General features: G+C 74.7%; 11 protein-coding genes and 1 pseudogene. 8 read left to right on the plus strand and 4 right to left on the minus strand.

Annotation, left to right across the window (positions count from 1 at the left end):
- Window positions 1-54 precede the first annotated feature (54 nt).
- The 4 genes from ald to HUT06_RS14340 form a co-directional block, all read right to left on the minus strand.
- Window positions 55-1,170, minus strand: a complete 1,116-nt coding sequence (ald, locus tag HUT06_RS14325; protein ID WP_176196178.1) for an alanine dehydrogenase — start codon at window positions 1,168-1,170, stop codon at window positions 55-57.
- Between the two features lie 144 nt (window positions 1,171-1,314).
- Window positions 1,315-2,124, minus strand: a complete 810-nt coding sequence (locus HUT06_RS14330) for an SAM-dependent methyltransferase (RefSeq protein WP_176196179.1) — start codon at window positions 2,122-2,124, stop codon at window positions 1,315-1,317.
- 117 nt (window positions 2,125-2,241) lie between these two features.
- Window positions 2,242-3,402: a glycerate kinase gene (locus HUT06_RS14335; RefSeq protein WP_254715174.1), complete on the minus strand. Its 1,161-nt coding sequence runs from the start codon at window positions 3,400-3,402 to the stop codon at window positions 2,242-2,244.
- A gap of 137 nt (window positions 3,403-3,539) precedes the next feature.
- Window positions 3,540-4,985: an NCS2 family permease gene (locus tag HUT06_RS14340; protein ID WP_176196180.1), complete on the minus strand. Its 1,446-nt coding sequence runs from the start codon at window positions 4,983-4,985 to the stop codon at window positions 3,540-3,542.
- A gap of 192 nt (window positions 4,986-5,177) precedes the next feature.
- Between HUT06_RS14340 and HUT06_RS14345 the strand changes: the two are divergent.
- The 8 genes and pseudogenes from HUT06_RS14345 to HUT06_RS14380 all read left to right on the plus strand — a co-directional run.
- Window positions 5,178-5,486, plus strand: a pseudogene (locus tag HUT06_RS14345) (PucR family transcriptional regulator); the annotation flags it as partial.
- A gap of 12 nt (window positions 5,487-5,498) precedes the next feature.
- On the plus strand, window positions 5,499-6,797 hold the full coding sequence (locus HUT06_RS14350) for a helix-turn-helix domain-containing protein (protein ID WP_176196181.1): 1,299 nt from the start codon (window positions 5,499-5,501) through the stop codon (window positions 6,795-6,797).
- Between the two features lie 100 nt (window positions 6,798-6,897).
- Complete coding sequence (locus HUT06_RS14355) at window positions 6,898-8,001, plus strand: DUF5685 family protein (RefSeq protein ID WP_176196182.1); 1,104 nt, start codon at window positions 6,898-6,900, stop codon at window positions 7,999-8,001.
- A gap of 104 nt (window positions 8,002-8,105) precedes the next feature.
- Window positions 8,106-8,732, plus strand: a complete 627-nt coding sequence (locus HUT06_RS14360) for a copper resistance CopC family protein (RefSeq protein WP_176196183.1) — start codon at window positions 8,106-8,108, stop codon at window positions 8,730-8,732.
- Window positions 8,733-8,738: 6 nt separating this feature from the next.
- Window positions 8,739-10,772 (plus strand): bifunctional copper resistance protein CopD/cytochrome c oxidase assembly protein, encoded by a 2,034-nt coding sequence (locus tag HUT06_RS14365; protein ID WP_176196184.1) that lies wholly within the window; start codon window positions 8,739-8,741, stop codon window positions 10,770-10,772.
- Window positions 10,773-10,845: 73 nt separating this feature from the next.
- Window positions 10,846-12,081 carry a sensor histidine kinase gene (locus HUT06_RS14370; protein WP_254715175.1) on the plus strand — a complete coding sequence of 412 codons (1,236 nt, stop codon included), beginning with the start codon at window positions 10,846-10,848 and terminating at the stop codon, window positions 12,079-12,081.
- On the plus strand, window positions 12,078-12,731 hold the full coding sequence (locus tag HUT06_RS14375) for a response regulator transcription factor (RefSeq protein WP_176196185.1): 654 nt from the start codon (window positions 12,078-12,080) through the stop codon (window positions 12,729-12,731). Before HUT06_RS14370 ends, HUT06_RS14375 begins: the two co-directional genes overlap by 4 nt.
- A gap of 17 nt (window positions 12,732-12,748) precedes the next feature.
- Window positions 12,749-13,684, plus strand: a complete 936-nt coding sequence (locus HUT06_RS14380; RefSeq protein WP_176196186.1) for a TIGR03621 family F420-dependent LLM class oxidoreductase — start codon at window positions 12,749-12,751, stop codon at window positions 13,682-13,684.
- Window positions 13,685-13,725 lie beyond the last annotated feature (41 nt).

The following is a 13,725-nucleotide window of genomic DNA, read 5'->3' on the forward strand; positions in this document are numbered from 1 at the left end:
CGGCGGGACGGCGACCCGGAACCCCCGGCCGGGTGAGGGCGCGGGTGAGCCGGGTCAGTCGAGGAGCGAGGACAGCGGCGTCCAGGGCAGCCCGTGCGCCTCGGCGACGTGGTCGTAGACCAGCTCGCCGGCGTGCGCGTTGAGGCCGCGGGCCAGGGCGCCGTTCTCCCGCAGGGCGCGGTGCCAGCCCTTGTCGGCGATCTGGACGGCGTAGGGGAGCGTGACGCCGGTGAGCGCGTAGGTGGAGGTGTTCGGGACCGAGCCCGGCATGTTCGCGACGCAGTAGAAGATCGACTCGTGCACCCGGTAGGTCGGGTCGGCGTGCGTGGTGGGGCGGGAGTCCTCGAAGCAGCCGCCCTGGTCGATGGCGATGTCCACCAGCACCGACCCGGCCTTCATGCCCGCGACGAGGTCGTTGGAGATCAGCTTGGGCGCCCGCGCGCCGGGGATCAGCACGGCGCCGATCACGAGGTCGGCGGCGCGCGCCTCCCGCTCGACCGTGTAGGCGCTGGACACGAGGGTCCGCAGCCGGCCCTGGTAGATGGCGTCGATGTGGCGGAGTCGGTCGACGTTCACGTCCAGCACCGTCACGTCCGCGCCCATCCCGACGGCGATCTGCGCCGCGTTGAGGCCGGACACGCCGCCGCCGATCACGACGACCTTGGCCGGGGCGACGCCCGGCACCCCGCCCGGCAGCACGCCGCGCCCGCCGTTGGACGCCATCAGGTTGTAGGCGCCGACCTGCGGCGCGAGCCGTCCGGCCACCTCCGACATCGGGGCGAGCAGCGGCAGCGTGCGGTCGGGCAGCTGGACGGTCTCGTAGGCGATCGCGGTGACGCCGGCCGCCAGCAGCGCGTCGGTGCACGCGCGCGACGCGGCCAGGTGCAGGTAGGTGAACAGCACCTGGCCGGCGCGCAGCCGCGGGTACTCGGCCGCGACCGGCTCCTTGACCTTGAGGATCAGGTCGCCCTCGGCCCAGACCTCGTCCGGGCCGTCCAGGATCTTGGCGCCCGCCGCGGCGTACTCCTCGTCCGGGATCGCCGACCCGCGGCCGGCGCCCCGCTCGACGAACACCTCGTGGCCGTGCCGGGTCAGCTCGTGCACGCCCGCCGGCGTGCTCGCCACCCGGTACTCGTGGTTCTTGATCTCTCGCGGCACACCGATCTTCACCGGGGGCTCCTCCGTCAACGCTGACCAGGACCTACGCCTCCAGCGTGCGGTCCGGAGGACGCCTCCGGCTATGAGCAGTGTGCCAAGTCATCGCCTTGTCGGGCGACACTGTGTAAAGCGCGCCTGGTGGCTGCGCCGGCTCCGCTACGGCTTGCGGGCGATGCCTCCGTACATCAGGCGCTGGCCGACGGTCAGCTCGTCCGGGACGTCCTCATCGGGCCGCCACAGCGGCAGCGGGACGACGCCGGGGTCGAGCAGTTCCAGGCCGTCGAAGTACCGGGTGATCTCCTCGGGCGTGCGGAACCGCCCGGTGCCGAGCAGGCCCTGGTACTGCTTCTCGGCGTCGACCGCCTCCTGGCTGGACGCGCAGAAGCTCGTGACGAACAGGTGGCTGCCGGACGGCACCGCGTCCATCAGCGTATCGACGACGCCCTGCGGGTCCTCGTCGTCGTGCAGGTGGTGCAGGATGCCGACCAGCATGACGCCGACCGGCCGGTCGAAGTCGATCAGCCGCCGGACGTCCTCGTGCGCGAGGATCTCCGCCGGCTCGCGGACGTCGGCGGTGATCACCGTGGTGTCGGCGTTCTCGGCCAGCAGCGCCCGCCCGTGCGCGAGGACGATCGGGTCGTTGTCGACGTACACCACCCGCGCGCCCGGCGCGACCGCCTGCGCGACCTGGTGGGTGTTCTGCACGGTCGGCAGCCCGGAGCCGAGGTCGAGGAACTGCCGCAGGCCCGCCTCGCCGGCCAGGTACCGCACGCCGCGGCCGAGGACGCCCCGGTTGTAGGCGGCGACGTCGTAGATCTCCGGGACGATCTTCACGATCTCGGCCACGAAGGCCCGGTCGACCTCGAAGTTGTCCTTGCCCCGCAGCACCACGTCGTAGGTCCGAGCGATGCTCGGCTTCGTGGTGTCGATCCCGAGGGACGCCCAGTCGTACTGCTCATCCGCCATGCCGTGCCCGCCTCATGCCCGCTGTCGAGTTCTCAAAGGTCCGCCGCAGGTCGGACAGTAGGCGACCGATCACCCGTGGCGCGCGGAAAGCGGTGAATGTTCACCAAAGCGATGCGATCAGGGGCGGGCGGGGAGCCATTCGTCGGCGATCGCGACCGTCAGCTGCTCCAGCAGCGGCCCCGCCCGGCGGACGCGGCGCTCCTCGTCGGGCTCGATGTCGGCCAGCGCGTACGCGGCCTGGATGCGCGCCTTGCGGAGCTGCTCGCCGGTGAGCCCGCGCCGCCCGGCGACCGCGATGACCGGCGCGCCGGCGCGGGCGGCGGCGCGCGCCACCCCGATCGGCGCGGAGCCGCGCAGCGACCGGGTGTCCAGGACGCCCTCGCCGGTGACGACGAGCCGCGCGCCGCGCGCCCGGTCGGCGAAGCCCAGCAGGTCCAGGAGCAGCGCCGGGCCCGGCTCGATCGTCGCGCCGAGGAAGGTGAGCGCGGCGAACCCGACACCGCCGGACGTCCCGGCGCCGGGCACGTCGCGGGCGGTCCGGCGGGCGGCCGCCTCCGCGAGGTCGGCCCAGCGGCGCAGGCCGGCGTCCAGCAGCCGCACCTCCTCGCGGCCGGCGCCGCGGCGCGGGCCGTCCACGGCGGCGGCGCCGGTGCGGCCGAGCAGCGGGCCCGCGGAGTCGCCCGCCACCACCACCTCGACGCCGGACATGTCGGGCAGGCCGCGCAGGTCGAGGGCGTGCAGCGAGCGCAGCGCCGCACCGCCGGGCGGGAGGTCCTTGCCGAGCGCGTCCAACAGCCGGCCGCCGAGCCCCTGGACCAGGCCCGCGCCGCCGTCGGTGCAGGCGCCGCCGCCGAGCCCGAGCACGATCCGGCGGGCGCCGAGCCGCAGCGCGTGCGCGAGCACCTGGCCGGTGCCGAGGCTGGAGGCGGTGAGCGGGCGCGGCTTGCCGCCGGGCAGCCGGCGCAGCCCGGACGCCTCGGCCAGCTCCACCACCGCGCCGCGGCCGCGCACCGCCAAACGCGCGGTGACCGGGCGGCCTGTCGGCCCGCACACCTCCACCTCGACCGCCCGCCAGCCGGCCGCCACCGCGGCCGCGACGGTGCCCTCGCCGCCGTCGGCGACGGGCAGCTCCACCAGCGGCACGTCCGGCCGGGCGCGGCGCAGCCCGGCCGCGAGCCGCCGCGCCGCCTGCACCGCGGTCAGCGCTCCCGGGAACCGGTCGGGCGCCAGCAGGACGTGCCCCGGCGGGGACGGACGGGAGGGAGAGTCCGCGGACACCACAGGTACGCCTTTCACGCCGGGGGGTAAGGCCCTACCTTCTGCTTACGCCATGACGGCACTATTTGACACCCGCGAGCGCGCCCGAGAGTCTCAAATGGCCGCAGAGCCGTGTTCTCCCGGAGTTCGGACGGCCGCTACCGCACGTCCAGCCACTGCTCGATCGGGTTGATCGCGAAGAAGATGAGGAACAGCACCACCACGGGCCACAGCCAGACCGACACCTCGCGCAGCTTGCCCCGGGCGAGCTTGATCAGCGCGTAGCTGACCATCCCGCCGCCGATCCCGATGGTGATCGAGAACGTGAACGGCATCAGCACGATGGTGAGGAACGCCGGGATCGTGATCTCCAGGTCGTCCCAGTCCACCTTGGCGACCTGCGTCATCATCAGCGCGCCCACGACGACGAGCGCGGGCGCGGCGGCCTGCGCCGGGACGGTCGCGGCGAGCGGGGTGAGGAACAGCGTCACCGCGAACAGCGCGCCGGTGGCGATGTTGGCGAGGCCGGTCCGGGCGCCCTCGCCGACGCCGGCCGCCGACTCCACGAACACCGTGTTGGCGGACGAGCTGGTGACGCCGCCGAACGCGGCGGACAGGCCGTCCACCGACAGGATCCGGCCGAGCCGCGGCACCTCGCCCTTCTCGCTCACCAGGCCCGCCTCGTCGCTGATGCCGAGGATCGTGCCCATCGCGTCGAAGAAGCCCGACAGCACCAGGGTGAACAGCACGACCAGCGCGGTGATGACCCCGGCCCGGCCGAACCCGCCGAACAGGTCGATCTCCCCGAAGAGCCCGAAGTCGGGCGCCGCGAACAGCTTGTCGGGCATGTTCGGCGTGACGACGCCCCAGCCGCCCTCCTTGATGGAGGCGTTCTCCTGGATGGCCACGGCCCCGACCGTCCCGGCGATGATGCTGATCAGGATGGCGCCGGGCACCCGCCGCACGTACAGGACGATCATCAGCAGCAGGGTGAGCGCGAACACCAGCGTCGGCCACGTCTCCAGGTGGCCGCCGGTGCCGAGGGACAGCGGCGGGCTCGTCGCGCTGGAGGTGACGAACCCCGAGTCGTAGAGGCCGACCAGCGCGATGAACGCGCCGATGCCGACCGCGATCGCGTGCTTGAGCGCCAGCGGGATCGAGTTCATGATCCGCTCGCGGATGCCGGTGAGCGCCAGCACCACGATGATCGCGCCCTCGATCACCACCAGGCCCATCGCCTGCGGCCAGGTCATCACCGGCGCCGCCTGGAACGCCACGACCGCGTTGATGCCGAGGCCCGCGGCGAGCGCCAGCGGCGCGTTGCCCACCAGGCCCATGATCACCGTGGTGACCGCGGCGGACAGCGCCGTCATCGTGGTCAGCTGCGGGATCGACAGCGTCGCGCCGGTGACGTCCTTGGCCCCGCCGAGGATGATCGGGTTCAGCAGGATGATGTACGCCATCGCGAAGAACGTGGTGACGCCGCCGCGCAGTTCGCGCGCGACGGTGGTGCGCCGCCCGGTGAGGTCGAACAGCCGCTCCAGCGGCCCGCGCCCGCCCGCCGGCGGCGAATCGTCGGTCTTGGCGGTACTGGTCTTGGACATGGCGCGCGCTCCGCTTTCGGCAGCGTGGGTTCCGGCGGTCGGGGCCGGACTGGGCGTGCACAGATTAGCCGCTGCGGACTTCGGAGCGTGACGAGGGTGAGGCGTCCGCTATAGCCTGCCCTGGTGCGAATGCGAGACTCCGTCGAGCCGGCCGGGCGGGAGGTCCGGAACCACCGCGCGGAGCCCTGCGCGGACTCCTACGCGCGGCTGCTGGCCTCGGTGCCGGAGGGGACGCGCTCGTCCTTCCGCGCCCGGCTGCTCGGCCCGCTGGAGGAGTACGACGGCGACGGCCGGGCCGAGCTCGTGCACACGCTGGAGGTGTTCCTGGCCTGCTCGGGCTCGTGGCGGCGCAGCGCGACACGGCTGCACGTCCATGTGAACACGCTTCGGTACCGAATCCGGCGAATCGAGGACCTCACCGGCCGGGACCTCGGCACACTTGAGGATCGAGTCGACTTCTTCCTCGCCCTGCGCGCGACGCGTCCGGCGAGCTCCTTGTAGGCGGTGGCACAGATGGACCGGGAGACACTGGGGCAGCGGATCCGCGCCCTGCGGATCCGGCAGGGCGTGAGCCAGGCGCAGCTCGCCTTCCCCGAACTGTCCGACAGCTACATCTCGCTGATCGAGAGCGACAAGCGGGTACCGGCCCCGAGCGTGGTCGAACTGCTCGCGGCGAAGCTGAACTGCTCGGCGACCTACCTCGTCAGCGGCGTCAGCGAGGACGTCGTGGACGAGCTGCGCGTCACCCTCGACTACGCCGAGATCGCGCTGAGCAACGGCGCGGCGGCCGAGGCGCGCGCCCGGTTCGCCGAGGTGCTCGCCAGCGCCGACGCGGTCGCGCTGCCGGACATGCTGCACCAGGCCCGCTGGGGCCACGCCCTCGCGCTGGAGGCCGCGGGGGAGCTGGAGGAGGCGATCGCCGAGCTGACGGCGCTGACCGAGGAGGCCTCCGCCGAGGCCGACCTCGACCACTGGGCGAAGGTGCACGTCGCGCTGAGCCGCTGCCTGCGCGAGCGCGGCGACGTCAGCGCGGGCGTCGAGGCGGCCGAGACCGCGCTGCGCCACCTCATCGCGACCGGCGCCGACTCCACCGACGCCGCCGTGCACCTCGGCGCCGCGCTGCTCGCCGCCTTCATCGAGCGCGGCGACCTCGTCCGGGCCCGCCACCTCGCCGTCCAGCTCGTCGAGCGGGCCGAGCGGATCGGCAGCCCCCGGGCGCGGATGGTCGCCTACTGGGAGGCCGCCTACGTCGCGGAGATCCGCGGCGAGTACGAGGAGGGCGTCACGCTGGCCGAGCGGGCGCTGCTGCTGGCCGGCGACGGCGAGGACCCCCGCGACCTGAACCGGCTCCGCGTGATCTACGCCGGGCTGCTGCTGCGCGCCCGGCCCGACCAGGCCGCCCGCGCCCGCGAGCTGCTCGCCCGGGTGCGCGGCGAGATCAGCGCCAGCTCGTCCGGGGAGATCGACGTCGCCTGGTGCCTGACCGAGCTGGCCCGCGCCGAGACCGCGCTCGGCCGCCCCGCCGAGGCGGTGACGCTCGCCGAGGAGGCCCTCGACCTGCTGGGGGACGCCCCGCGCCGGGCCACCGCCGGGGCGCTGACCGTGCTCGGCGAGGCTTCGGTGCGGCTCGGCCGCCGGGACCGCGCCGTCGAGGTGCTGACCCGGGCCGCGACCTGCCTGGAGGAGATGGAGTCCTCCCGGGAGGCCGCGCAGGCGTGGTTCGACCTCGCCGAGGTGCTGGCCGAGGCGGGCACCGCCGAGGAGACCCGGATGGCCGCCTACCGGCGCGCGCTCACCTGCGTCGGCGTGTGAGCGAGAGCGGCGGGTGACCGGAACCGGCGTGTGACCGAACCGGCACGGGCGGCGCGGCGTCCATAATGCTGCGAGTTGTCGGAGCTGGGGGGAGTCGCGGGTGTTCGGTGTCGTCCGGCCGTGCAGGCACGTCCTGTGCGGGTCGCTGTTCAAGGACTGGATGGCCCATCTGTGCGGGCTGTGCCTGACGCTGCGGGCCGAGCACGGCCAGGCCGCGCGGCTCGTCACCAACTACGACGGGCTGCTGGTGTCGGTGCTGGTCGAGGCGCAGGCGCCGGAGCTGTCGCCGCGCCGCAAGGCCGGGCCGTGCGCGCTGCGCGGGATGAAGACCGCGCAGGTCGTCACCGCGAAGGCGCAGGGCGCCCGGCTCGCGGCCGCCGCGTCGCTGCTGCTCGCGGCCGGCAAGACCCGCGACCACGTCGCGGACGGCGACGGGCCCTACGCGCGCCGCGCGGTCGCGGCCGCGGCGGGCCGGATGGCGGGCCGCTGGGACGCGGCCGGCGGCCGGACGGGCGCCGCGGTCGGCTTCGACCCGGCCGTGCTGCGCGACGCCGTCGCCCGCCAGCCCGCCCTTGAAGCGGAGACGGGGCTGGCGCTGCTCGACCTGACCGAGCCCACGGAGACCGCCGTCGCGGCCGTGTTCGCCCACACCGCCGTCCTCGCGGGCCGGGAGGGCAACGCCGAGACCCTCGCCGAGGCCGGCCGCTTCTTCGGCCGCCTCGCGCACCTGCTGGACGCCGTCGAGGACCTCGCCGACGACCGGGCGGCGGGCGCCTACAACCCGCTCCTCGCCACCGGCACCTCCCTCGGCGAGGCCCGCCGGCACGCCGACGGCGCGCTGCACGGGCTCCGCCTCGCCCTCGCCGACCTGGAACTGGAGCGGCCGCGGCTCGTCCGGGCGCTGCTGGACCGGGAGGTCGCCCGCTCGGTCGACCGGGCCTTCGCCGGCCCGGAGGACCAGTCGAGGCACGGCCCCCGGCCGCCCCGCCCCGGCTGGCCCATCCCGTGCTTCACCGGCGCGGCCGTGTGCGTGACCTGCGGCGTCTTCCAGCCCGAGTGGAGCGACCACCACGGCGACTCGTGCGGGGACCGCTGCTGGTGCAGCCGGCACTGCGACAGCGGTTGCGGCGACTGCTGCGAGTGCTGCAACTGCTGCGACTGCGATTGCGACTGCTGCGACGGGTGCTGCTGCGACTGCAGCTGATCGTTTTCCCGAGGCCGCGCCACCGCGCGACCCGGGACGTGCCATCCTGGCGGGCTCAGTAGGGTAGATGAAGCCCTTCGACTCACTAGAGAACCCGGCCCTCCATGAACATCCGCAAGCCCCGCCGGGCCGCGCGGCGCCTCGGTGCCGTCGCCGCCCTCGTCCTCGCCCTCGGCGCCGCGACCGCGACCCCCGCGCTGGCGCACACCCGGCTGGTGAGCAGCACGCCCGCCAAGGGCCAGTCCGCGCAGTCGGTCACCGAGGTCAAGCTCGTCTTCAGCGACGAGATCCGCATGGCGCAGGTGGTCGTCAAGGACGGCCAGGACAAGACGTACCAGTCCGGCCCGGCCGAGCGGTCCGGGACGACGGTGACGCAGAAGCTGACGGGGCCACTTCCCGCCGGGTCCTACACGGTGGCCTACCGGGTCGTCGGCGAGGACGGGCACCCGATCGAGGGCGACGACCTGGCGTTCACCGCCGCGGGCGGCGAGGCCGCGGCACCGGCGCCGTCCACCGGCGGGGTCGGCGCCGAGCAGCAGACGGGCGAGGCGGCCACCGCCGACGAGCAGCCGCTCAAGCTCGACCAGGACCAGGCCGCCGCCGAGGAGGACTCCGGCTCCCGGACGGTCCTGTGGGTGCTGATCGTCGCCGGCCTCATGGTCGGCATCGGCGTCGGGATGGGCATCGTGTACCGCGCCAAGCGCAAGCACCAGGCGGCGACCGGGAAGTGAACAGCGGTGAATAAGGGCAGCCTGGGCGTCGTGCGGGCCGGCGCGGTCGCGGCGGCGGCCGCCGCCGCGGCCCTGGTCGCCGGCCTCGTCCTCGGCGGGTCGGTCACCGAGAAGGTCATCCCCGGCCTCGGCGACGCCGGCGCCCTCACCCGGTGGGGGCTGCCCGCGTCCCGGGCCGCGATGGACCTGCTGTCCGCGCTGACCGTCGGCGCCGTGCTGGCCGCCGCGGCGCTGCTGCCCGTCGAGGGCGGGCGCGGCGCCGCCCGGCTGTCCGCGGACGCGGTCGGCTACCTGCGCGCCGCGTCCTGGATCGCCGCGGGCTGGGCCGCCGCCGCGGCGGCCACCCTCGTGTTCACGGTCGCCGACGTGCTCGGCCAGCCGGTCGGGGAGGTCCTCACCGGCAGCGAGCTGAGCAGCTACGTCGGCTCGCTGCCGCAGGGCACCGCGCTGATGATCGTGGTGCTGCTGGCCGTGGTGGTGGCGCTGCTGGCGCGCACCACGACCACGCCCGCCGCCGCGTTCGGGCTGCTCGCCCTGGCCGGGATCGCGCTGCTGCCGGCGCCGCTGACCGGGCACTCGGCCTCGGCCGCCAACCACTCCGTCGCGACGACCGGCGTCGCGCTGCACGTCGCGGCGGTCGCGCCGTGGGTCGGCGGCCTGGCGATCGTCGGCGCGCACGCGCTGCTGCGCCGCGACCGGCTGCCCGTCATGGCGGAGCGGTTCAGCCGGATGGCCCTGTGGTGCTATGTCACCGTCGGGGTCAGCGGCCTGGTGAACGTGATCGCCCGGCTGCCTGACCCGGCCGAGCTGGCGACGACGAACTATGGCCGGCTCGCCCTCGGGAAGATCGTCGCGTTCGGGGTGCTCGGCTGGTTCGGCTGGTGGCACCGGGAGCGGACGCTGCCCGCGCTCGCCGCCGGCAAGCCGGGGGCGTTCGCCCGGTTCGGCTCCGTCGAGGCGGCCGTGATGGCCGCCACCATGGGCCTCGCGGTGGCGCTGGCGCGCACCGCGCCGCCCCCGCCGACCGCCCCGGAGTCCGCGGTCAAGTCGCTGCTCGGCTACGACATGCCGCCGGAGGTCACCCCGGTGCGGCTGCTGACGCTGTGGCAGTTCGACCTGTTCTTCGCCGTCCTCGCGGCCGTCCTCGGCGGGCTGTACATCGCCGCCGTCGTCCGGCTGCGGCGGCGCGGCGACTCCTGGCCGATGGGGCGCACCGCCGCCTGGATCCTCGGCCTGGTGACCATCCTCGCCGTCACCCAGACCGGCGTCGCCAAGTACGCGCCGATCTTGTTCAGCGTGCACATGGCGCAGCACATGGTGCTGAACATGCTGGCGCCGATCTTCCTGGTCGTCGGCGCGCCGGTGACGCTGGCGCTGCGCGCGCTCAAGCCCGCCCGGGTGCGCGGCGACCGCGGCCCCCGCGAGTGGCTGACCGCGCTGCTGCACAGCCGCTACCTCGCGGTGATCGCGCATCCGGCGGTGGCGACGCTGATCTTCGTGGTGAGCACGTTCGCGCTGTACTTCTCGCCGCTGTTCGAGGCGGCGATGCGCAACCACCTCGGCCACATCGCGATGATGGTGCACTTCCTCGCGGCCGGGTCGCTGTTCTTCTGGGTGCTGCTCGGCGTCGACCCGGCGCCGAAGAAGCTGCCCTACCCGGCGCGGCTGATCCTGCTGTTCGTCACGATGCCGTTCCACGCGTTCTTCGGCATCGCGCTGATGAACATGAGCCAGGCGCTGGCGCGCGGCTGGTACGGGGCCGTCGACCCGCCGTGGGGCACCACCGTCCTGCACGACCAGCACACCGGCGGCGCGATCGCCTGGGCGTTCGGCGAGATCCCGACGTTCATCGTCCTGATCGTGATGGCGTTCCAGTGGTACGCCGACGACCAGCGGCAGGCCCGCCGCATGGACCGCAAGGCCGACCGCGCCGCGCGGCCGGGCGGCCGGGCCGAGGACGACGAGCTCGCCGCCTACAACGCGCGCCTCGCCAAGCTGGCCGAGCGCGACCGGGCCGCCGAGGGGCAGGGCAAGACCTGAGGCCGGCCCGGCGACCGGGCCCCTCCCCCGCGCGGGGGAGGGCCCGCGGCGTCCCGTCTGCCAGGATCGACACGTGCTCCGCGTGTTCCGGCCGCTGATCGAGCGGACGACCTGGCAGCGCTGGTCCCACCTCGTGGTGGGCGGCGCGCTGCTGATGCCGTACTGGTTCCTGGCGATGAGCCTCACGCCGCTGCTGCCGGCCGGCAACACCGCCGTGACGGTCGTGATCATGCTGGTGGTGATGCCGGGGGCGGCGGTGTTCGTCACCGGGCTCGTGCCGACGGTGCGGCTGCTGGAGGGCTCGCTCGCCAGGGAGCTGCTCAAGGGGCGCGCCGCCGCGGTCGCCCCCGGGTCGGCGGCCTCGTGGGAGAGCCGGGTCCGCGCCGCGGCGTGGTTCGCGCTGCACCTGTTCGCGGGCGTGGTGGTCAGCGGGCTCAGCCTCGCGGTGCCGCCGTTCGCGGTCGTGCTGGTGCTCGCGCCGCTGGCGACCTGGGACGACCGGTTCCTGGAGGTGTGGGGGTGGCAGAGCACGTGGCACCAGTGGCCCGCGCCGCCGCTCGGCCTGGCGTCGCTGGCCGCGCTGCTCGCGCTGATCGTCGCGTCCGGGACGCTGCTGTCGCGGCTCGCGCCGTGGTTCCTCGGCCCGTCGGCCGCCGAGCGGCTCGCCGACATGGAGGCCAGGGCGGTGAAGCTGGCCGAGCGCAACCGGCTGGCCAGGGAGCTGCACGACTCGGTCGGGCACGCGCTGAGCGTGGTGACCCTCCAGGCCGGCGCGGCCGGGCGGGTGCTGGACAGCGATCCCGCGTTCGCCCGGGAGGCGCTCGGCGCGATCGAGGAGTCGGCCCGCGCCGCGCTGGAGGACCTCGACCACGTGCTCGGGCTGCTGCGCGAGGACCCGTCCCGCCCGGCCGCGCCGCAGGCGACGCTGAAGGACCTCGGCCGGCTGCTGGAGCAGACCCGGATCGCGGGGGTGGAGCTCGACGCCGCCGTGGACCCGGCCGTCGAGCACGTCCCGGCGGCGGTGTCGCGGGAGGCGTACCGGATCGTCCAGGAGGGGCTGACGAACGCGCTGCGGCACGCGGGGAAGGTCCCGGTGCGGCTGCGGCTCGGCATCGCCGGGGAACGGCTGGAGGTGGAGATGAGCAACCCGCTCGGGGCGGCCCGGGGCGAGGGCGCCGGCCACGGCGGCGGCCGCGGCCTCGCCGGGGTCCGCGAGCGCGTCACCGTGCTGCGCGGCGACATGGCCGCCGGGGCCGACGGGGACGCGTGGCGGTTCCGCGTCTCGCTGCCGCTAAGGTCCGGAACATGACGATCAAGGTGCTGCTGGTCGACGACGAGCGGCTGATCCGGGCGGGCCTCGCCGCCATCATCGACGCCGAGGACGACCTGGCCGTGGTCGGCGAGGCCGCCGACGGCGCCGAGGTGCCGGACGCGGTGCGGCGGCTGCGCCCCGACGTGGTGCTGATGGACGTGCGGATGCCGCGGCTCGACGGCATCCAGGCGACCCGCCGCCTGCTGGGGAGCGTGCCGGAGCCGCCGCGGATCATCGTGGTCACCACGTTCGAGAACGACGAGTACGTCTACGACGCGCTGAAGGCCGGCGCGCACGGCTTCCTGCTCAAGCGAGCCCGGCCGGAGGAGATCCTCCAGGCGGTCCGGATGGTCGCGCACGGCGACAGCCTGCTGTTCCCGGCGGCGATCCGGGAGCTGGCGGCGCACCACGGCCCGTCCGGCGGCGGGCCCGGCGCGGACTGGCACGGCCGGCTCACCGAGCGGGAGGGCGACGTGCTGCGGCTGATGGCCAAGGGCCGCTCGAACGCCGAGATCGCCGCGGAGCTGTTCGTGAGCCCGCAGACGGTGAAGACGCACGTCGGCAACGTGCTCGCCAAGCTCCAGGCCCGCGACCGCACCCAGGCGGTGATCCTCGCCTACGAGACGTCCTTCATCACGCCCGGCTGAGGTGGCAGGGTGAGCCCATGAGGGACTTCCGTTTCGGGTTCAACTTCTTCGACATCCCCTCCCGCGACGAGTTCGCCGGCCGGTGCCGGCGCGGCGAGCGGTACGGCTACGACACCGCGCTGGTGCCCGACCACCTCGGGAGCCCGGCGCCGTTCCCGACGATGGTCGCCGCCGCGGAGGCGACGGAGCGGCTGCGGGTCGGCACGCTCGTGCTGAACGCCGGGTTCTGGAACCCGCACCTGCTCGCCCGGGAGGTCGCCACCGCCGACCGGCTCACCGGCGGGCGGGTGGAGCTCGGCCTCGGCGCCGGGCACATGAAGTGGGAGTTCGACGCGGCCGGGATCCCCTGGGAGGGGTTCGGCGCCCGCGCGGAGCGGATGGCCCGCCTGATCGAGGAGCTGGGCGCGCTGTTCGGCGGGGACGGCTACGAGGCGCACCGGCCGGTCGCCGAGCACTTCGGGCTGGCCGAGCTGGCGCCGGTGCAGCGCGCCGGGTTCGGCGGCGCGGGCCCGCCGCTGCTCGTCGGCGGCACGGGCGACACGGTGCTGCGGGCGGCGGCGCGGTACGCCGACATCGTCGGGATCGCGGGGGCGTACCAGGTGCCGGGGGAGCCGCCGGGGACGTTCCGGCTGGGCACGGCCGCGGAGGCGCAGGAGCGGGTCCGGTTCGTCCGGGAGCACGCCGGCGACCGGGCGGACGGCATCGAGTGGAACGTGCTCGTCCAGCACGTCCAGGTGACCGCCGACCGGCGCGCGGAGGCGGAGAAGATCCGCGCCGAGCGCATGCCGTACATGAGCGTCGAGGAGATCCTGGACACACCGTTCATCCTGCTCGGGACGCAGGAGCAGCTCGCGGAGCAGATCCGGGAGCGGCGCGAGCGGTTCGGGTTCTCCTACACCACGGTGCACGCGCCGTTCCTGGACGTCTTCGGCCCGGTGATCGAGCGGGTCTAGGCGGGCGCATCGGCCGCCGCTTACACCTGGTTTACCTATCG

The sequence above is a fragment of the Actinomadura sp. NAK00032 genome, from assembly GCF_013364275.1.
In the GTDB taxonomy this organism is placed as follows: Bacteria; Actinomycetota; Actinomycetes; order Streptosporangiales; family Streptosporangiaceae; genus Spirillospora.